General features: G+C 72.7%; 13 protein-coding genes. 7 read left to right on the top strand and 6 right to left on the bottom strand.

Annotation, left to right across the window (positions count from 1 at the left end; genetic code table 11):
* Window positions 1–56 precede the first annotated feature (56 nt).
* Window positions 57–1,640, top strand: coding sequence for an APC family permease (locus ACIOKD_RS39570; RefSeq protein WP_402093161.1), 1,584 nt, complete (start codon window positions 57–59; stop codon window positions 1,638–1,640).
* A gap of 39 nt (window positions 1,641–1,679) precedes the next feature.
* The gene (locus ACIOKD_RS39565; protein WP_402093159.1) at window positions 1,680–3,242 is read left to right on the top strand and encodes a GMC family oxidoreductase; all 1,563 of its coding nucleotides are present in this window, start codon (window positions 1,680–1,682) and stop codon (window positions 3,240–3,242) included.
* Between the two features lie 5 nt (window positions 3,243–3,247).
* Here ACIOKD_RS39565 and ACIOKD_RS39560 read toward each other — a convergent pair whose 3' ends face one another.
* The 4 genes from ACIOKD_RS39560 to ACIOKD_RS39545 form a co-directional block, all read right to left on the bottom strand.
* Window positions 3,248–7,936, bottom strand: a complete 4,689-nt coding sequence (locus ACIOKD_RS39560) for a hypothetical protein (RefSeq protein WP_402093158.1) — start codon at window positions 7,934–7,936, stop codon at window positions 3,248–3,250.
* A gap of 78 nt (window positions 7,937–8,014) precedes the next feature.
* Window positions 8,015–8,893, bottom strand: a complete 879-nt coding sequence (locus ACIOKD_RS39555; protein ID WP_402093157.1) for a hypothetical protein — start codon at window positions 8,891–8,893, stop codon at window positions 8,015–8,017.
* A 190-nt stretch (window positions 8,894–9,083) separates the two neighbouring features.
* Window positions 9,084–10,610, bottom strand: a complete 1,527-nt coding sequence (locus ACIOKD_RS39550; RefSeq protein WP_402093156.1) for a hypothetical protein — start codon at window positions 10,608–10,610, stop codon at window positions 9,084–9,086.
* A gap of 122 nt (window positions 10,611–10,732) precedes the next feature.
* The gene (locus tag ACIOKD_RS39545; RefSeq protein ID WP_402093155.1) at window positions 10,733–11,425 is read right to left on the bottom strand and encodes a GntR family transcriptional regulator; all 693 of its coding nucleotides are present in this window, start codon (window positions 11,423–11,425) and stop codon (window positions 10,733–10,735) included.
* 212 nt (window positions 11,426–11,637) lie between these two features.
* Between ACIOKD_RS39545 and ACIOKD_RS39540 the strand changes: the two genes are divergently transcribed.
* From ACIOKD_RS39540 to ACIOKD_RS39520, 5 genes are read left to right on the top strand one after another with little or no spacing between them, the layout of a single operon-like run.
* A complete protein-coding gene (locus ACIOKD_RS39540; protein WP_402093153.1) occupies window positions 11,638–12,957 on the top strand; it encodes an MFS transporter in 1,320 nt (439 codons plus the stop codon).
* Window positions 12,954–13,784: a putative hydro-lyase gene (locus ACIOKD_RS39535; protein WP_402093152.1), complete on the top strand. Its 831-nt coding sequence runs from the start codon at window positions 12,954–12,956 to the stop codon at window positions 13,782–13,784. Before ACIOKD_RS39540 ends, ACIOKD_RS39535 begins: the two co-directional genes overlap by 4 nt.
* 36 nt (window positions 13,785–13,820) lie before the next feature.
* Window positions 13,821–14,615 carry a LamB/YcsF family protein gene (locus tag ACIOKD_RS39530; protein WP_402093151.1) on the top strand — a complete coding sequence of 265 codons (795 nt, stop codon included), beginning with the start codon at window positions 13,821–13,823 and terminating at the stop codon, window positions 14,613–14,615.
* A complete protein-coding gene (pxpB, locus tag ACIOKD_RS39525; protein ID WP_402093149.1) occupies window positions 14,612–15,226 on the top strand; it encodes a 5-oxoprolinase subunit PxpB in 615 nt (204 codons plus the stop codon). Before ACIOKD_RS39530 ends, pxpB begins: the two co-directional genes overlap by 4 nt.
* Window positions 15,226–16,131 (top strand): biotin-dependent carboxyltransferase family protein, encoded by a 906-nt coding sequence (locus ACIOKD_RS39520; RefSeq protein WP_402093148.1) that lies wholly within the window; start codon window positions 15,226–15,228, stop codon window positions 16,129–16,131. Before pxpB ends, ACIOKD_RS39520 begins: the two co-directional genes overlap by 1 nt.
* Window positions 16,132–16,462: 331 nt before the next feature.
* On the opposite strand, the gene ACIOKD_RS39515 is transcribed toward ACIOKD_RS39520, so the two are convergent.
* Entirely contained in the window at window positions 16,463–17,662 is a 1,200-nt protein-coding gene (locus tag ACIOKD_RS39515) for a glycosyltransferase (RefSeq protein ID WP_402093147.1), read from the bottom strand.
* The gene (locus ACIOKD_RS39510) at window positions 17,659–18,822 is read right to left on the bottom strand and encodes a glycosyltransferase family 4 protein (RefSeq protein WP_402093145.1); all 1,164 of its coding nucleotides are present in this window, start codon (window positions 18,820–18,822) and stop codon (window positions 17,659–17,661) included. The genes ACIOKD_RS39515 and ACIOKD_RS39510 overlap by 4 nt, the downstream gene beginning before the upstream one ends.
* Window positions 18,823–19,016: the final 194 nt, after the last annotated feature.

The raw sequence follows: 19,016 nt of genomic DNA, 5'->3' as shown, positions 1-19,016 counted from the left end.
ACGAGCCGCGCTCCACTCCCGCCCGGGAGAACTCCCCCTTCCCCAGGAGGCCGCTCTTGACCACCACCGAGCAACCATCACCATCGGGACAACACGGTCACGACGACTCGGAACTCAACGAGTTCGGCTACAGACCCGAGCTGAAACGCACGCTCGGCAACTTCCACACCTTCGCCGCCGGTATCAGCTACATCTCCATCCTCACCGGCACCTTCCAGCTCTTCTACTTCGGCTACGGCAGCGGCGGGCCCGCCTACTGGTGGTCGTGGCCCATGGTCTTCGTCGGCCAGTTCATGGTCGCGCTCTGCTTCGCCGAACTCGCCGCCCGCTATCCCGTCGCCGGTTCCGTCTACAACTGGTCCAAGAAGATAGGTAATCCGCACATAGGCTGGCTGGCCGGCTGGACGATGCTCATCGCCTCGGTCGTGTCGATCGCGGCCGTGGCCCTCGCCTACCAGCTGACACTCCCTCAGATCTCCTCCGTCTTCCAGTTCGTGGGTGACGGCACGGGCAAGTACGACGTCGCCACCAACGCCGTGCTGCTGGCCTCCGTTCTGATCGTCTTCACCACTCTGGTGAACGCCCTCGGTGTGAAGCTGATGGCCCGGATCAACACGGCGGGCGTCTTCATCGAGCTGGTCGCGACCGTCGTCCTCATCGTGCTGTTCGCCGTGCACATCACCCGTGGTCCGGGGGTCGTGCTGGAGACGAACGGCACGGGCGCGGGCCAGCCCGGCGGCTACTTCGGCGCGTTCCTGGTCGCGTCGCTGGCGTCCGCGTACGTGATGTACGGCTTCGACACGGCCGCCTCGCTCGGCGAGGAGTCCCTCGACCCGTCGCGCAACGCGCCGCGTGCCATCATCCGCGCCATCGTCGCCTCGTTCGTCCTCGGCGGGCTCGTCCTGCTGCTCGCGCTGATGAGCGTGTCCAGCCTGAAGGGCGACCGGCTGTCCACGGACGGCCTGCAGTACGTCGTCCTCAACGTGCTCGGTGAGGACGCGGGCAAGGCCATGCTGTGGTGCGTGTTCATCGCGGTCACCGTGTGCGCCCTGGCCGTGCACACGGCGGCGATCCGGCTGGCCTTCGCGATGGCCCGCGACAACAACCTGCCGGCCTCCTCCAGGCTGGCCAAGGTCCATCCGCGCTTCCAGACCCCGATCCTGCCCGCGGTGATCATCGGCATCCTGGCGCTGGCGATCCTGGTGGTCAACATCCGCCAGCCGCAGATCTTCACCGTCGTCACCAGTATCGGCATCATCCTGATCTATCTCGCGTATCTGCTGGTCACCGGGCCCATGCTGGTGGCCAGGCTGCGCGGACAGTGGCAGCCCGCGGGCGAGGGCAGGTTCTCGCTCGGCCGCTGGGGACTGCCCGTCAACATCGTCGCCGTCGTGTGGGGCGCGGTCATGATGATCAACCTGATCTGGCCGCGCGCCGCGGTCTACAACGCGGCCGCCCCGTACCACTGGTATCTGCGGTGGGGTGCCGTCCTGTTCGTCGGCATCGTGATGGGAGGCGGCTTCGCCTACTACTGGTTCGTGCAGCGGCACCGCACGGGGGTGCTCGCGGAGCACCGGTACGAGGCCGCCGACACGCCTCTTCCGCCCGCGTCGCCTGCGGCCACGCCCACGGCCGACTGAGCGCCCGGGAACTCACAACTTCGAGGAGGTCAACTCAGCATGCCGAACGACGAGTTCGACTATGTCGTGGTGGGCGGGGGCACCGCGGGCAATGTGGTCGCGGCCCGGCTCTCCGAGGACCCGGCCGTCACGGTCTGCGTCCTGGAGGCCGGCCCCAGTGACGTCGGCGACGACGCCGTCATGAAGCTGGAGCGCTGGATGGGGCTGCTGGAGTCCGGCTACGACTGGGACTACCCGGTCGAGCCGCAGGCCAGCGGCAACAGCTATCTGCGGCACGCCCGCGCCAGGGTCCTGGGCGGCTGCTCCTCGCACAACTCCTGCATCGCCTTCTGGGCACCGGCCGAGGACCTGGACGACTGGGCCGCCGCGGGCTGTACGGGGTGGAGTGCGGCGGAGCTTTTCCCGCTCTACCGGCGGCTGGAGAACAACGACGCTCCCGGCGAGCACCACGGCCGCACCGGCCCGGTGAAGCTGCGTACGCTCAAGAGCGACGACCCGTGCGGCACCGCCCTGCTGGAGGCCTGCGCGCAGGAGGGCATCCCGACGACGCCCTTCAACTCGGGCAGGACCGTCGTCCGGGGCGCCAACTGGTTCCAGATCAACTCCGACGGGAACAACATCCGGCAGTCGTCGTCGGTCGCGTATCTGCACCCGATCCTCGGCAAGCGCCCGAACCTCGACGTACGGACCGGGGTGCGCGCCAAGAAGCTCGTGCTCGACGGGCGGCGCTGCGTGGGCGCCGAGTACCTGGACCCCGACCTGATCCACACCCGGACGGTACGGGCCAGGCGCGAGGTGATCGTGTCCTGCGGCTCGATCGACAGCGCGAAACTGCTGATGCTGTCGGGCATCGGACCCGCCGGACATCTGCGCGAGGTCGGCGTCGACGTGGTGGTGGACGCGGCCGGCGTGGGCGAGAACCTCCAGGACCATCCCGAGGGCGTCATCATGTGGGAGGCCAAGCAGCCGATGACGACCACCTCCAGCCAGTGGTGGGAGGCGGGCGTCTTCTACGACACCGAACCGGGTCTTGACCGGCCCGACCTGATGTACCACTACGGGTCGGTGCCGTTCGACATGAACACCGCGCGGTGGGGTTATCCGACCTCCGAGAACGCGTTCTGTCTCACGCCGAACGTCACCCGCGCGAAGTCACGCGGCACGGTGCGGCTGCGCACCCGCGACTACCGGGACAAGCCGAGGGTCGATCCGCGGTACTTCACGCACGAGCACGACGCACGCGTGATGACGTACGGACTGAAGCTGGCCCGGCGGATCGCCGCGCGGCCCGCGCTGAGCGGGTGGGCGGGGGCCGAGCTGGCCCCCGGGCCGGACGTCCGGACGGACGACGAGCTGCTCGACTACATCCACCAGACCCACAACACCGTCTACCACCCGTCGTGCACGGTGAAGATGGGTGCGGCAGGGGACGCGTCCGCCCCCCTCGACCCGCGGTTGCGGGTCAAGGGGGTGGAGCGGCTGCGGGTCGCGGACGGGTCGGTGATGCCGGATCTTGTCAGCGTGAATCCGTGCATCACGACGATGATGATCGGCGAGAAGTGCGCCGACCTGCTGAAGGAGGACGCGGCCGGCGCCCCGTAGGGGCTCTACGGGGCCGTCTGCGCGGGCCGCTTGTACATGCGGGTCGCCGTGATCTCCGTGTGGGAGGCCTCCCCGGCGGGGGTCTCCTTCGGCAGGCCCGGCCGGAGGTGTTCCTCCACGCTGATGTACTTCAGGCCCGCCCGCAGGTCCGCGTCGTTGCGCAGGCGGATGACCAGCGGGAACTCGGCGAGCGCGGTCGTGTCGAACAGGCCTGTGGTGTACAGGAGCTGGACGCCGAGCGCGTCGGAGACGGCCCGCTGCAGCTCCAGCAGGTACGTCGCGTTGGCGCGGCCGATGGGATTGTCCAGGAACAGCGTGCCTGCGTGGCGGTGCTTGTCCCGGCCGCGGTCGTTCGAGCGCAGGGCCGCCATCGTGCAGTACAGCGCGATGGCGGCCGTGAGCAGCTGGCCGCCGGAGAACACGTCGCCCATCTGCCCGACGGGGACGCGCTCGGCGCGCAGTACGGCGTCGGGCTTGAGGATCTCGACGGCGACGCCCTTGGGCTGCAGAGCCGCGCCGACTCCCCTCAGCAGCAGTGACATTCCGTCGCGGCGCAGGTCGGAGTTCTTCTTGACCGCCGCTCTGGTCGCCTCGTCCACGACCTCGCCCAGCCGCTCGGCGAGCGTGGCCTGGTCGGGCTCCTCGAAGCGGATGCGGAGGAACTCCTGGCCCGACCACTCCCCAAGACCCTCGGGGAGCCGGGACAGGCGCTGGGCCGACCGCAGCGTGGCGAGCGCGGACTCGACCAGACCTCGCAGCCGGTCCACGATCGAGTCGCGGTTGCGTTCCAGCTGCGCCAACTCGTCGGTCAGGACCCGCAGTCGGGGCGCGAAGGCGTCCGCCCACTTCTGCGCGTGCTCGGGCAGGGCGGACGCGGGCAGCTCCCTGATCTGCTGACGCGCGGGGGTACGCACCTGCTCGTAGCGTGTCGAGTTGGCGTGCCGTACGAGGATGTCGCTCGCCTCGCGCACGGCCGCCTCGGCGGCGGAGAGGTCGGCCGCGCAACCGCGCAGGGAGCGGCGGGCCTCGGCGGCGGACTGCCTGGCCTCTTCGAGCGTGCCGGGATAGGGCTCGGTCTCCTCCTGCTCGTCGTCCGCGTGCTCCCGCAGGAGGTCCCGGAGCAGGGCGGCCGTCTCGTCGAAGCCGCCGGCCGCGTCCTCGGCGGCGTGGTGGGCATCGAGCAGCTCGGTGTGCGCGGCGCGCGCCTGGCTCAACGCGTCGGTGCGGGAAGCGAGTTCGCCGGTGGCGGTGCGCAGCAGACTCTGTGCGTGCTCGGCGTCGCGCGGCACGAGGTCGTCGGGCAGCTCGGTGTGGGCGTCGGCCTCCTCGGGCGCGTGCCGCTCGGCCTCGCCGCGCAGCCGGCCGAGCTGTTCGCTCGCGGTCGACACCCGGCCTTCGAGGAGCTGGACCAGCTCCTCGGCGCGGGCCACGGCCGCCTGCCGGGACGGGCCGTCGGAACCGTCGGTGGACTCCAGGAGCTGGGCGGCCCGGGTGCGCACCTTGTTGGTCAGCCGGTTCAGCTCCGTGAGCGCGGTGCTCTCGTCGCTCTCGGCCCGGGCCTGTTCGGCGCGCAGGTCGGCGCCGACCCCGACCTTCTCGTACAGCTGGGAGGCGGCCCGGTAGGCCTCGCGGAGGGCGGGCAGCGACGGCTTCGCGGCTCCGGACTCCACTTCCGGCAGGTCGTCGGGGGCGCCCGCGATCTCCGCGCGCTCGGCGCGCAGCGCACGGGCCGTGCGCCGGGCGTCGTCGGCGGCGCGCTGGGTGCCGCGCCGGTCCTCGTCGGCGGCGCGGGCCCGCTCCAGGCAGGCCTGGGCGCGGGCCTCCGACTCGGCTGCCTCGTCGGCGAGTTCGCGTACCTTGACCTGCCAGCCGGCGCGTTCTCGCAGCCGGAAGGCGAGTCCGGCGAGCGCGTCGGCGGCGCGCCGGGCCCGCTGTGCGGCTTCCTGTCGCTCGTCCCGCACGAGGGCCGCCTCGGCCGCCGCCTCGTCGGCCTCGATCCGCACGGCGCGGGCCTCGGCCAACTCCGCCTCGGTCTCCTCGGCGAACGTAAGCGCGTCACCGGCCGCCCCGGCCAGTTCGGTGAGCCGCCCCGCCGGGCAGCCCGTCCGCCAGGAGGCGAGCCGTGCGGCGAGCTCCCGGTCCTTGGCGAGCCGGGCCGCCGACTCTCGGATCTCGTCGTCCCGTTCGGCCGCGCGCCTGCGCAGCGCCTGCCGCTCCTCGTCGGCGGCGTGCTCGTCGTGCATGGCCGGGTTCGGCGGTACGAGGAAGACGTCGTCCCCGCCCGCGCCTGGGGCCGGGGTCGGGGCGAGCAGCGCGGCGGCCGTACCGACGGCCACCGCGGAGCGCGGGAGGAGCGCGGCGTCGGTGAGGGCGTCGCGGGCCCGGGCGTGGGTGTCCGGGTCCGTGATGATCACGCCGTCGACCAGTTCGGGCCGGGCTGCCAGTACGCGCGCGTGGTCGACGGGGTCGACGGCCTGCGCGAGGTAGCGCCAGCCGGGCAGCGCGGGGATGCCGTGCTCGCCCAGGTACTCCACGGTGGCCAGCACGTCGGGGCCGGGCGGCAGCAGCCCGCCGTCACCGAGCGCGCCGAGGATCCTGGAGTCGTCGGCCGCGGCGGTCCGCAGCTCGAAGAGCTGTCGTTCGGCGGAGGTGACGGTGTCGTCGAGGAGCCGGCGGAGCTCGTCGGCGTAGTGGTCCAGCTCCCGGGGTGTGAGGGGGCCGTCGGCCCCGCTGTCGTCGGAGTCCGCCGTGGCTGTCGTCCCTCTGCCGTCGGCGCTCGCGTCCGTGGCGGTCGCCTGCCGTGGCCCCGGCAGCGACGGGCGCGCGGAGCTGCCCGTACCGCCGGAAGCTCCCGGCAGGCCGAGCAGTTCGGCGAGCCGCTCCTCTCCCGCCAGGGCCTGGGCGGCCCGCCGTTCCGCGTCGTACGCGTGCTCGGCCGCCGTCGCCGCGTCGGCCGCGCGGGCCGCCGTCAGCTCGGCCCGGGACTCGGCGGACGCGGCCTCCCTGGCATGGTCCGCTGTACGGCGGGACGCCTCGCGCGCGGTGTCCCAGGCGGCGACGGCCGTCTTCTCGGCATCACTGGCGGCGAGCGCGGCGCGGGCCGGGTCGGCGTCGGGGGCGGTGTCGTCGAGCCAGCCGGCCCGCACCGCCTCGGCGGTCTCCTGCTCGACCTCACCCAGGCGCTGGCGCAGATGGCCGACCTCGCTGCGGGCGCGCTGCGCCTCGGTGGCGGCGGACGTCGCGTCCCGGTGGGCGGCCTCACCGACCTCCTGGAGCGAACTGGACCGCTCCTCCTGCTCGTTGGCGACCGACTCGGCCCCTTCGGCAGCGGCGTGCAGGGCGCGTACGAGGTCGACGGCGGCCCTGGCCCGGGCGGCGAGGGCGGGGGCGGCGTCCCGCTCGGCCTCGCGGATCGCGGCGGCCACGCGCGTGGAGCGGTCGGCCGCCGCGCGGTGCCGCAGCACGGCTTCCGCCGCCTGCCACGCCGAGTGCAGCGTGCGCGCGTCGGCGAGTTCCCTCTTCTGTGCGGCAGCACCCTTCTCGGCCGCGGCGAGCGCCAACGAGGCGTGCCGGTAGGCCAGTTCGGCCGCGACGAGCGCGCTGCGCTGCCGGGAACCCTCCGCCTCGGTGACGCGGTGGGCGGCGGTGGTGACCTGCTGGGCCAGGTCTCCGGTGCGGCCCCGCTCCAGCACGGCGCGCGCGGACAGCCGCCTGGCCAGTGTGCGTGTACGCCGCTCGGCGGCCGTGTGGATGTCGCGCGCGTGGGAGCGCGCCCCGGCCGCCTCGACGATCCGTCCGAGCAGGTCCACGGATCCGGCGGTGAACTCGCGCTCGGCGATCAGCTCGGCCCGTCGTCCCAGCTTGTTGCCGAATCCGCCCACCAGGTCGGCGAGGCCGTCGGTGTCCCGGGTGTCGGTGACCGCGCGCAGCAGCAGGTCGGTGAAGTCGGAGTCCTTCTTGACGGCGAAGAGACCGGCGGCCTCGCCCTCGTCGGCGTTCATCTCGCGCTGGTAGCGGAAGAGTTCGGGGTCGAGGCCCAGGTCGCCGAGGTGTTCGATCCACCGGTCGTGGATCTCCTCCCAGTGCACTTCGAGGTGCGGGTACGCCTTGCCCGCCTCGGTGAGCGCGTCCCGGAAGCCCTTCATGGTGCGCCGTCGGCCCCGCGCGCCCGAGGCGCCCTCGACGGGCGCCCGTACGGCGGTCGCCTCGGCGACCGGCAGGTTGTCCAGGCTCAGCCCGGGACCGGGCCGGAAGGAGTACCAGGCCTCGGCGAACTTCCGCGGGTCGTTGGAGACCTGCCGCCCGCGCCACTCGCTGACCTTGCCGACCACGACGCACTCGCCGGTGAGCGTGTGCTGCCACTCCAGCGCCACGTGCCCGCAGTCGTCCGCGAGCAGGAACTTGCGCAGCACACCGGAACTGGCGCCGCCCAGGGTGTTGCGGTGGCCGGGCAGCATCACCGAGAAGATCAGCTTGAGCAGTACGGACTTGCCGCCGCCGTTCTCCAGGAAGAGCACACCTGCGGGTGCGGGGCGGCGCGGCGGCCCGACGGGCTCCTCCTGGAAGAACTCCGCCTGTGTGGGCGCGGGGTCGGGCACGAGGCCGCCGACTCCGCGCAGGTCCAGCACGGTGTCGGCGTAGCGCGCACCGGCCGGCCCGATGGAGTAGAGGCGGACCCGGGACAGCTCGTACATGGCGGACTCTCGTAGTCGTGAGTGGTGGGGGGAAGTGACGGGAGGGGGGCGAGGGGTCGGTGGATCGGGCCGCGTCGGCTACGAGTGGAACGGCAGCCCGGCGTCGGCGGCCAGCTCCAGATCGTCGGTGTCCTCGGCCGGCATCAGGCTCGCGGTGCCGTCGGTCACCGGCACGACACCCAGCTCCAGCAGCTCGGCCAGGGCGGCGCTGCCCGCCATGTCCCGCACCTGGAGCTGATAGCGGGCGGTCGTGCGGTACGTGCCCCCGGCGTCGTCCCCGGTGCGCTGCAGGAACCCGGAGTCGGTGAGGAACGCGGCTGCCTTGCCGACGATGCCGGTGGTGGAACCGGCCAGTCTGCGCGCGTCCTTGGTGGCTCCGGCGGAGCTGCGCCGCGCCCAGATCCGCCAGGCGGCCTCAAGCCCCGGCGCGTCCGTGGCCGGATCGGTGTTCTCCCCCTGTTCCTCGGCCCGCTCCTCCAGACGCCGGCAGGCCTGTCGTACGAACGCGTCGACGCCGTTGACCGACACGCGGCCGATGTATCCGTCGTCCGCGAGGTCCTCGGGCCTCGGGAAGGCAAGGGCGGCGACGGCGAGGTGGGCGAGGCCGTGCAGGAACCGGTCGCCCGAGTCGGCGGACGCCCGTCGCGCGTAGTCGCCCATGCGCACGGCGAACACCGAGTCCTCGGCGGCGGTCACCGCCATACCGGCCCGCGGGGACACCTCAAGGACGACGAGCCCGAGCCCGGTGGCCACGGCGTCGGCGAGCCGCGCGAAGGGGGGATCCTCGCGGTACCGCCGCAGCAGTTCGGCGTACTCCTGATCCCGCGCGGGCTGCGTCTTGGGCTGCAGCCCGAAGGCCACGAGCCGCGCCGCGTCCGCGGTGTCGGCAGGGGTGACGGGGGCGCTCACCGCCGCGACGACCGCCTCCGGCTCACTCCACTCGACCTGCTCGCTCACGACTGGGACTCCTTGCTACGAAAAACGCGGCCCCTGCGCATATCGGGGCCCAGGTCACGCGCCCCCTCGGGGGCGCCCTCATGGGCGCGGGGCTGTGACATGTGCGGCTCCGCCGCGTGGGCGCGACCAGCCACGGACGGCCCGCACGTCACACCCCGTCCGCAGTACCCCATCCTGCTCAAGCAACCGCTCACGCGACCTCCGACCGGCCCGCGGTCATCCCGACCACATCCAGCAGAGCCATCCCCACGATCAGATCCGCCCCACCGAACTCCGGATCGTCCAGCTCGACCCCGTCGTCCACGGCGAACAGCAGCCGCCCCTCCCCCTGCCGGTACGCGGTGCCGACCGGCGGACTGGCCGCGTGCACCGCCAGCAGGGCGACCAGATACGGCAGTTCGGAGTCCTGCCGCCGCGCGTCCGCGAGCAGCCCGGACAGCCGGCGCGGCGCGTCGGCCGGCAGGTCGAGCAACTCCATGGCGGCGGCGAGCTGCTCCTCGCTGAACCGGCTGTCGTCCGGCGTGGCGATGAGATCGGGCTCGGGCATCTCCGCACCGAGATGCTCCCGCTCCACCGGCGGCGTCAGCAGCAGGTCGACCAGATCCCCGACCCGGACGGACGCGGGGGTGCGAAGCCCCGTCCCGCGCGCGAAGAAGGCGTCGGTCACCCGCAGCGCCTGCTCCAGGGTCAGCGGCAGTACAGGGGCGACGAGATGCCCGTAGAGGTCGAGGCCGGAGGTGGTCATCGGAGTCGCGAAGGCCTGCCGGTCCTGCTCGGCGCGGAACAGCGGCCCGGCCTCCAGGAGCCGGGACTGCAACTGCGTGTGGCGCCGGATGCAGTCCTTCACGATGTCGACGAGCTCGGCGGCCCGGCGCTTCTGCTCGGGGTCCTCCGACTCGTCCCGCGCCTTGCGGATGTTGGTGAGGATCGCGTTCTCGTGGCGGTAGCGGTCGGCCACGTGGTCGAGGGCCTCGGCGATCATGTCGGGCACGGCCTGCAGCCAGTCCACCGCCCGGACGTTGCGCCGGGTGGCGTCCAGGGCCCTGCGGAGCGTCTCCGAGTACTGCACGGTCCGGTAGCGGGCCTGCTCGGCGGCGAGCTGGGCGTCCGCGAGGCGGCCCCGGCTGATCAGCACCTCAAGCTTGACCTCGGCGGCGATCTGCGCGCTGGTGACGTCGGTGTCGAGGGCGCCCACGAGGACGTTGACCGCCTCGTCCGTCGTACGGAGGTACACGCTTCCCGCGTAGCCCGCCACCTCCTCGATCAGCTTGAAGTCGTAGTCGCGGCGCACGTACGAACCGTCGGGCGCGAACGTGCCGTAGACGGCCCGGAAGCCGCGGTCGACGCTGCCGACGTTGATCAGGTTCTCCAGGACCCAGCGGGCCACCCGTTCGTGCTCGGCGACGGGCCGGCGCGGGGCCTGGGCGGCGATGCGCGGGATGAGCCTGGCCACTATCTGGTCGTGGTCGGCGCCCGTGTCGAAGTCCATGTTCAGCGTGATGAGGTCGATGGAGGCGAGGGCCACCTCCGCCATGCCGTACACCGAGTACTCACCCGCGAGGTTCGCCTTGCGCACGTCGAGGTCGTGCAGGGGCGCGGTGCAGGCGAGCGCGCGCAGCCGCCGCGCCAGGCCCTCGTCGGCGGCCGGGCCCAGGGCGGGGCGCGGCCCCGCGCTGAGCTGGGGCGGAGCGCTGTCCGTCGATGCAGGCGAAGTCACGCTGCACAGACTAGGTCCTGGGTCTGACATCCACCCAAATCGTTCCCGCGGGTGGGGTGGGGTGCTTCCGGTTGTTCGCCGGGGCGGGCCGGTGGGGGCCGGCCGCGGCGTTCCCCGCGCTCCTAGAGGGGCTCCGCCACTCTGCGGCCGTACACCTCCGTGACCCGCCTGCGGGAGTCGTCCAGATAGACCGCGAGCAGGTTCTCCGCCTCCTCCCGGTCGCCGTCCTGGAGCGCCTGCAGGATCTGGCCGTTGCGGGTCAGGTAGGGCTCGTGGAGGCGTCTCGGGTCGTCCACGAGGTGGAAGGCGAGGCGGAGTTCGGCGAAGACGCTGCGCATCAGCTCGTCGGTGCGGGCGCTGGCGGCGAGGGCCACCAGTTCCTGGTGGAAGTGGATGTTGGCCGTGCCCACGCCCTTCCAGTCGCCCTCGTGGGCCGCCCGCCGCCCGTCCGTGACCGACTCCGCGAGGCCGTCCACCGCGTACGGCGGCTTGCCGAGTCCGCGGACGACCGCGCATTCGACGAGGCTGCGGGTGCGGTAGATGTCCTCGACGTCCTCGACGGTCAGCACCCGTACGAAGACACCCCGGTTGAGCCGGTGGACCAGCAGCCGTTCGTGCGTGAGCAGCCGGAACGCCTCGCGCAGGGTGTTGCGGGAGACACCGAGCGCGCCGCCGATGCTGTCCTCGGACAGGCGCTTGCCGGGTGGGAAGTACCCGTCGGCGATCCGGCTCCGCAGGATGTCCGAGACCCGCTCGGCGGTGCTGGTGCGGCCCAGCAGCGCGCGGTCGTCCGCCAGTCCGTTCAGTTCGGCCACGCCCGAATTCAATCGCAGATACAAGAACGAGACAACATGAGTATTGAAGGATCGTTCAACGATCCTCTACCTTGCTTAGCAGGCACCGGGTGTGTCGGGCACCACCTGCTCGTCCCGGGCACCACCCGCTCGTCCCGGTGCCGACGGCTTCCGCACGGCATGGCAAGGCTCGGTCCCCAAGCACCCTCCCGTCCCTCATCTGCGAGGTGCCCATGAGCACGACCCCTCCACCGCGGGCCCTGTCCGCCGAAAAGCGCCCCGGAGCGGGTGAACCCACCGCCGACGAGGGTGCGTTCGCCTGGCTGCGGGCCCTCGGGCCGCGCGGTCGCCGCGCCTTCGGGGGCGCGTTCGGCGGCTACGGCCTGGACTCGTACGACTACTTCACGCTGCCGCTGAGCATGGTGGCCCTGGCGGCGTACTTCGGTCTCAGCAGCGGCCAGACCGGGCTGTTCACGACCGTCACGCTCGTCGTGTCCGCGATCGGCGGCGCTGCCGCGGGTGTCATCGCGGACCGGATCGGGCGCGTCAAGGCACTGATGATCACGGTCATCACGTACGCGGTCTTCACCGTGGCCTGCGGTTTCGCGCCCAACTACGAGACCCTGCTGGTCTTCCGCGCGCTTCAGGGACTCGGTTTCGGCGGTGAGTGGGCGGTCGGCGCGATCCTGGTCGCCGAGTACGCGAGCCCCAAGCACCGGGGCCGTACGCTCGGCGCGGTCCAGAGCGCCTGGGCCGTGGGCTGGGGACTCGCCGTGGTCGTCTACACCCTGGTCTTCCAGTTCCTCGACGACGACATCGCCTGGCGCGTGATGTTCTGGACCGGAGCCCTGCCCGCCCTGCTGGTCGTCTGGGTGCGCCGCCAGGTGCAGGACGCACCGGAGGCGGCCGAGCGCCGCAAGGAGAGCCCCGAGAAGGGTTCCTTCGCCAGGATCTTCAAGCCGGGCACGGCCACCGAACCCGGACTCCTGAAGACGACGATCTTCGCCGTGCTGCTCTCCACGGGCGTCCAGGGCGGCTACTACACACTGGCCACCTGGGTACCGACGTACCTGAAGACCGACCGCGGACTGTCCGTCGTCGGCACCGGCGGCTATCTCGCGTTCCTGATCTCCGGGGCCTTCATCGGCTACCTGACCGGCGGTTATCTCACCGACAAGCTGGGCCGCAAGCGCAACATCCTGCTCTTCGCGATCCTCTCGGCGATCTGCGTCCTGGCGTACGCGAACATCCCGAGCGGCGCCAACACCCTCGTCCTCGTGCTCGGCTTCCCGCTCGGGTTCTGCATGTCGGCGATCTTCAGCGGCTTCGGCTCGTTCCTCAGTGAGCTGTATCCGACGGCCGTACGCGGCACGGGGCAGGGCTTCACGTACAACACCGGCCGTGCCGTGGGCGCGGTCTTCCCGACCCTGGTCGGCTTCCTGGCCGACAGTTGGGGTGTCGGGGGCGCGCTGGTCTTCGGCGCGATCGGATACGGTCTCGCGGCGCTGGCCCTGCTCGGTCTGCCCGAGACCCGTGGGAAGGAGCTTCTGTGAACCGGCCGCCGAGTACACAGCACCGCCCGCTCAACCTGCTCGACGACCACGCGCACGCGTGGAGCCCGGCAGAGGCACGCTCCCGGTTCCGTGCGGGCGTGTCGGGTTCCACCGCGGGCTGCGCGGCGGGCCACACCCAGGCGAACCTGATCTCGGTGCCGGCCGACTGGGCGTACGACATGCTCCTGTTCTGCCAGCGCAACCCGAAGCCCTGCCCGGTGCTGGACGTCACCGACGCCGGTTCCTGGACGACCGCCCTGGCCGACGGCGCCGATCTGCGCACCGACCTGCCGCGCTACCGGGTGTGGGAGCACGGCGAGCTGGTGGAGGAGCCCACGGACGTGGTGGCGCACTGGCGCGACGACCTCGTCTCGTTCCTCATCGGGTGCAGTTTCACCTTCGAGTGGGCGCTGACAGAGGCGGGCGTACCGATGCGCCACATCGAGCAGGGACGCAACGTCTCCATGTACGTGACCGGCCGCCAGTGCCGCCCCGCCGGACGGCTGCACGGGCCCATGGTGGTGTCCATGCGTCCGGTGCCGCCCGAGCACCTGCCCGTGGCGATCCGGGAGACCAGTCTGCTGCCCGCGGTGCACGGCAGCCCGGTGTACTGCGGCGACCCGGGCACCCTCGGCATCGAGGACCTGGGCCGCCCCGACTTCGGCGATCCGGTGGACTTCGAACCGGACGACATCCCGGTGTTCTGGGCCTGCGGTGTGACGCCGCAGGCCGCGGTGATGGCCTCGCGCCCGCCGTTCGCGATCACCCACGCGCCGGGCCAGATGTTCATCACCGACGCCCGTGACGAGCAGTACCGCGTCGCCTGAGTCGCCTGATCCACCCGACCGGAGAACGGACACTCCATGACCTCCACCGGTATCCCCACCGGTTCCTCCCTCGGTACCTCCATCGATCTCAACGCCGATCTCGGCGAGGGTTTCGGCCGCTGGCACCTGACCGACGACGAACAGCTGCTGTCCGTCGTCACCAGCGCCAACGTGGCCTGCGGCTTCCACGCCGGGGACGCCCCCACCATGCGGCGGGTGTGCGACCTCGCCGCCGGGCGCGGTGTACGGATCGGCGCCCAGGTCTCCTACCGGGACCTGGCGGGCTTCGGGCGGCGCGCGATGGACGTGCCGCCCGACGAACTGGCGGCCGAGGTGGCCTACCAGATCGGTGCCCTGGAGGTCTTCGCACGCGCGGCGGGCGCGCGCGTGGCCTACGTCAAACCGCACGGCGCGCTCTACAACCGCGTCGTGCACGACGAGGAACAGGCGAGGGCGGTCGTGGACGGGGTACGGCTCGCCGACGCCTCGCTGCCGGTGCTCGGGCTGCCAGGCTCCCGGTTCCTCGACGCGGCCGGGAAGGCCGGGCTGCCGGTCGTCACCGAGGCGTTCGCGGACCGCGCGTACACCGACGAGGGCACACTCGTGCCGCGTGGCCGGGAGGGCGCGGTGATCACCCGTCCGGGTGAGGTCGTGGAACGCTCGGTCGGCCTCGCCCGTTCTGGTGTCGTCACGTCCCACTCGGGCCGTGACATCGCCGTACGGGCCCGCTCCCTGTGCCTGCACGGCGACACGCCCGGCGCGGTGGACCTGGCCCGCCGGGTCCGGGCACGGCTGGAGGAGGCGGGCGTCCGCGTGGAGGCGTTCGTATGAGGGCACTGCCGGTCGGTGACCGTGCTCTGCTCGTGGAGGTGTCCACGGACGAGGAGGCACAGGCCCTGCACGCCGATCTGCTCCGCCGTCGCGCGGAGGGCTCCCTCTCCGTGCGCGAGATCGTCCCCGCGGCCCGCACGGTGCTCCTCGACGGCCTCGACGACCCGTCCCGGCTGGCCGCGCAGTTGTCCGCCGCACGCCTCCCGCCCGTTCCGCCACCCGAGAAGGACATGGTGGAGATCGCCGTGCGCTACGACGGCCCCGACCTGGCGGACGTCGCCGAGCGCTGGGGCGTGTCCCCGGACGAGGTGGCGAGGATCCACGCGGCGGCCGAGTTCCGCGTCGCCTTCTGCGGGTTCGCGCCCGGCTTCGGCTACCTCACCGGGCTCCCGGCCCGTTACGGCGTGCCCCGGCGCGCGACACCCCGTACGACCGTCCCCGCGGGCTCGGTGGGCCTCGCGGGCCCGTACACGGGCGTGTACCCGCGCTCGTCGCCGGGCGGCTGGCAGCTGATCGGCACGACGGACGCCGTCCTGTGGGACCACGCGCGTGTGCCGGCCGCCCTGCTGTCGCCAGGAACACCGGTCCGCTTCGTGCCGGTGGACTTCTGATGACCGACCGCGCACTGGTCGTCGTACGGGCCGGGGCGCTGACCACGGTGCAGGACCGAGGGCGTCCGGGCCACGCACACCTCGGCGTACCGCGCTCCGGCGCGCTGGACGCGCCCGCCGCCGCCCTGATGAACCGGCTCGTCGGCAATCCGCCCGAAACGGCCCTCCTGGAGACGACACTGAACGGCTGCGAGGTGCGGCCGCGTTCGGCGGTCACGATGGCCGTGGGAGGCGCCCCGTGCCCCGTCTCCGTGGACGGCCGCCCTGCCGCCTGGGGTGCCCCGGTGCACGTGCCCGCCGGAGCGTTGCTGTCAGTGGGAACGGCCGTCTCCGGAGTACGCGCCTACGTGGCCGTCTCGGGCGGGGTGACCGTCGAACAGGTGCTGGGCAGCCGCTCGACCGACCTCCTCTCGGGCCTCGGCCCGCCGCCCCTCACCGACGGCACGGTGCTCCCCCTGGGGAAGCCGTACGACGTCCCCGCGCGCGTGGACGTCGTTCCGCAGCCGTCCCCGCCGGCCGAACTGGTGCTTCGGGTGACGCCCGGCCCACGCGACGACTGGTTCACGGCCACGGCCTGGCACACGTTCACCACGCACACCTACCGGGTGTCCTCCGCGAGCAACCGCATCGGCCTGCGCACGGAGGGGCCCGCCCTGGAGAGGGCGATCGGCGGCGAACTCCCCAGCGAGGGGATGGTCCTGGGCGCCGTCCAGGTCCCCCCGGACGGCAGCCCGGTCGTCTTCCTGGCGGACCACCCCACCACCGGCGGCTACCCGGTGATCGCAGTGGTCCACCCCACAGACCTCCCCACCACAGCCCAGGCCCCCCCGGGCACCCCCGTACGCTTCGTACCGACCCGCACCCCCTCGGGGCCGCGGAGATCGGCGCAGTCTGCTGCTTTCTAGAGCCGCGGACAACGGCGCGGCTTTCCCCCTACAGGGGCGCGGGGAACGGCGCAATCTTTCGCCTTCCAGGACCGCAGGCAACGGCGCAGCTTCCGCTTTCAGGGGCGCGGGGAACGGCGCAATCTTTTGCTTTTCAGGGGCGCGGGGAACTGCGCGGCCGCGTCGACGGGACCCCCACCGCAAGCCCCGCCAACGCCGACGCCACACCCCGGGACGCCGCAAGATCAAGCCGCACGCCAGTGCCCCGCACCCGATGCCGCACCTCGGAAGCGGCCAGGGTCGCCCACCCCTTCCGTCAGGGAGTCGCCCAGCGCCACGAACCGCAGTGGTCTCATGCGACGCCCTCCCGAGGCCGTGTCACGGGACGGAGAGCGGCGGCGGGGAGCGATTCCCGCGCCCCCACCCGGACGGCCGCGTCGTGCGCGGTGAGGAACGCCTCCACGGCCGCCGGCCACCCGAAACAGGCCGCACGCGCGCGTGCGGCCATCCTGCGCTCGTTCTCGGGCCGGTCCAGGAGCATCCTGATCGCGACGCCGAAGGCCGACCCGGTGTCCGCGGCGGTGGCTCCGGCGGAGCCGATGACCTCCGAAAGGGCGGAGGTGGCGCTGGCGACGACGGGCGTGCCGCAGGCCATGGCCTCCAGGGCGGCGAGCCCGAAGGTCTCGGCGGGCCCCGGCGCCAGGCACACGTCGGCGGAGGCCTGCAGACCGCTGAGGAGCGCACGGTCGGCGACGTGCCCGAGAAAGGTGACGGGCAGCCGCCGTTCACGGGCCCGCTGTTCGAGCCGGGCCCGCAGCGGCCCGTCGCCGGCCACGACGAGCACCGCCCGCTGCCCGCCCCGCAGCAGCGCCTCCAGCGCGTCCAGTGCCGTACCGGGCCGCTTCTCGACGGACAGCCTGGAGCACATCACCAGCAGGGTCTGGTCCACGCGCGCGTACCGGGCCCGGATCGCCGGGTCCCGCAGCGCGGGGTGTCGCCCCTCCAGGTCGACGCCCAGAGGGGCGCGTACGACATTGCGGGCGCCGATGCGTACGAACTCGCGCTCCGCGAACTCCGTGGTGCACACGATCCGCGCGTAGTGGTGCGCGGTACGGAGGTTGATGGCGTCGGAGGTCCGCCGGGCCAGGCCCGGCGACATGCCCCAGGTGCGCAGCACGCCGTCGGCGGTCTCGTGGGACACCATCACCGCGGGCACCCGGGCGCGCCGCGCCCAGACGCCGGTCCAGCGCAGGGTCGTGCGGTCGGAGACCTCAAGACGGTCGGGGGCCAGCGTCTCCAGGAGCGCCGCCACGCGCCGCCTGTCGGTGAGGACGCGGTAACCGCCGGTGCCGGGCAGCAGCGGGCCCGGCAGCGTGATGACGCGCCCCTGTCCGGTCTCGCGGTCCGAGGCGCGTTCACCGGGCACGATCAGGACGGGCCGGTGCCCGGCCGCCAGGTAGCCGGCGCCCAGTTCGCGCAGCGCGGTCCGCAGGCCCCCCGAGGAGGGGGTGACGAAGTTGGCGAGCCGCACGATGCTCAGGGACTCGCTCATGCCGCCACCACCGCCCGTCCGGCGAGGACGTCCGTGTAGTGATCGATGAGCGCGTCCCCGACGGCGGCCCAGGTGCGGCCTTCGACGGTACGCCGTGCCTCGGCGCCGTAGGCGGACCGCAGGGCGGGGTCGGCGGCGAGCGACCGGACGGCGTCGCGCACGGCGCCCTCGTCGCGCGGCGGGACGAGCAGCCCGGTGCGCCCGTGCGCCACCAGGTCGAGCGGACCGCCCGCGGCAGGGGCGACGACCGGCACGCCGCTGGCCATCGCCTCCTGGACGGTCTGGCAGAAGGTCTCGAACGGGCCGGTGTGCACGAAGACGTCCAGGGAGGCGAAGATCCGGGCGAGTTCGTCGCCGGTGCGGCGCCCGAGGAAGACGGCCCCCGGCAGCGCCTGGTCGAGGCTCGGCCTGCTCGGGCCGTCACCGACGACGATCACCCGTACGTTCGGCAGACCGCAGGCTCCGGTGAGGAGTTCGATCTGCTTCTCGGGGGCGAGCCGGCCCACGTAACCGACGATCAGCTCGCCGTTCGGGGCGAGTTCGCGGCGGAGGCTGTCGTCCCGGTGCTGCGGCCGGAAACGGACGGTGTCGACGCCCCGCGGCCACAGCCGCACCCGGGGCACACCGTGCGCCTCCAGGTCGTGCAGAGCGGCGGTGGACGGGGCGAGCGTGCGGTCGGCGGCGGCGTGGACGGAGCGGATACGGCGCCAGGCGGTGGCCTCGCCCGCGTTGAGGTACGTACGGGCGTAGCCGGCGAGGTCGGTCTGGTAGACGGCCACGGCGGGGATGCCGAGCCGGCCCGCGGCGGCCATGCCGCGGACGCCGAGGACGAAGGGGCTGGCCAGGTGCACGATGTCGGCACGGTGTGCGGTGATCGCGGCGGCGACGCGTCGGCTGGGGAGGGCGACGCGGACCTGGGGGTAGCCGGGGAGCGGCAGGGAGGGGATGCGGACGACGGGGCACGGTGCGGAGGCCTCGGACTCGATTCCGAAGGAGCCGCCCGGCTGTTCGGAGGGGGTCGAGAGCTTGGGGGAGGTTGCCGGAGCGACGACAACGGGGGTGTGACCGCGCTCGACGAGATGCCGGGCGGTCTGGAGCGCGCAGTGGGCCACGCCGTTCACATCGGGGGGAAAGGACTCGGTGACGATGACGACACGCATACGGGTGTTGTCATCGTGCCGGACGTGGCCACGTCAACGTGGATCTTTCCGGATGAGGAACGTCCCATGAGCGTTGTGCTCCGCACGCCCTCTCATCACGAACCGGTCACGCTCCGGCGTCCGGGCCCGTACCGGCGGGATACGGGCCGACGACGGAAGGCTCACACGCCGGTCGCGTACACCGGCGCGCACGG

The sequence above is a fragment of the Streptomyces sp. NPDC087844 genome (assembly GCF_044742785.1).
In the GTDB taxonomy this organism is placed as follows: Bacteria; Actinomycetota; Actinomycetes; order Streptomycetales; family Streptomycetaceae; genus Streptomyces.
The sequence above is the reverse complement of the archived record's forward strand: the minus strand, read 5'-3'. Positions and strand labels throughout refer to the sequence as shown.

Coding starts and splice junctions, on each gene's coding strand:
- ACIOKD_RS39565 (WP_402093159.1), top strand. CDS start 1,680: ATGCCGAACGACGAGTTCGACTATGTCGTGGTGGGCGGGGGCACCGCG.
- ACIOKD_RS39560 (WP_402093158.1), bottom strand. CDS start 7,936: ATGTACGAGCTGTCCCGGGTCCGCCTCTACTCCATCGGGCCGGCCGGT.
- ACIOKD_RS39540 (WP_402093153.1), top strand. CDS start 11,638: ATGAGCACGACCCCTCCACCGCGGGCCCTGTCCGCCGAAAAGCGCCCC.
- ACIOKD_RS39530 (WP_402093151.1), top strand. CDS start 13,821: ATGACCTCCACCGGTATCCCCACCGGTTCCTCCCTCGGTACCTCCATC.
- pxpB (WP_402093149.1), top strand. CDS start 14,612: ATGAGGGCACTGCCGGTCGGTGACCGTGCTCTGCTCGTGGAGGTGTCC.
- ACIOKD_RS39520 (WP_402093148.1), top strand. CDS start 15,226: ATGACCGACCGCGCACTGGTCGTCGTACGGGCCGGGGCGCTGACCACG.
- ACIOKD_RS39515 (WP_402093147.1), bottom strand. CDS start 17,662: ATGAGCGAGTCCCTGAGCATCGTGCGGCTCGCCAACTTCGTCACCCCC.
- ACIOKD_RS39510 (WP_402093145.1), bottom strand. CDS start 18,822: ATGCGTGTCGTCATCGTCACCGAGTCCTTTCCCCCCGATGTGAACGGC.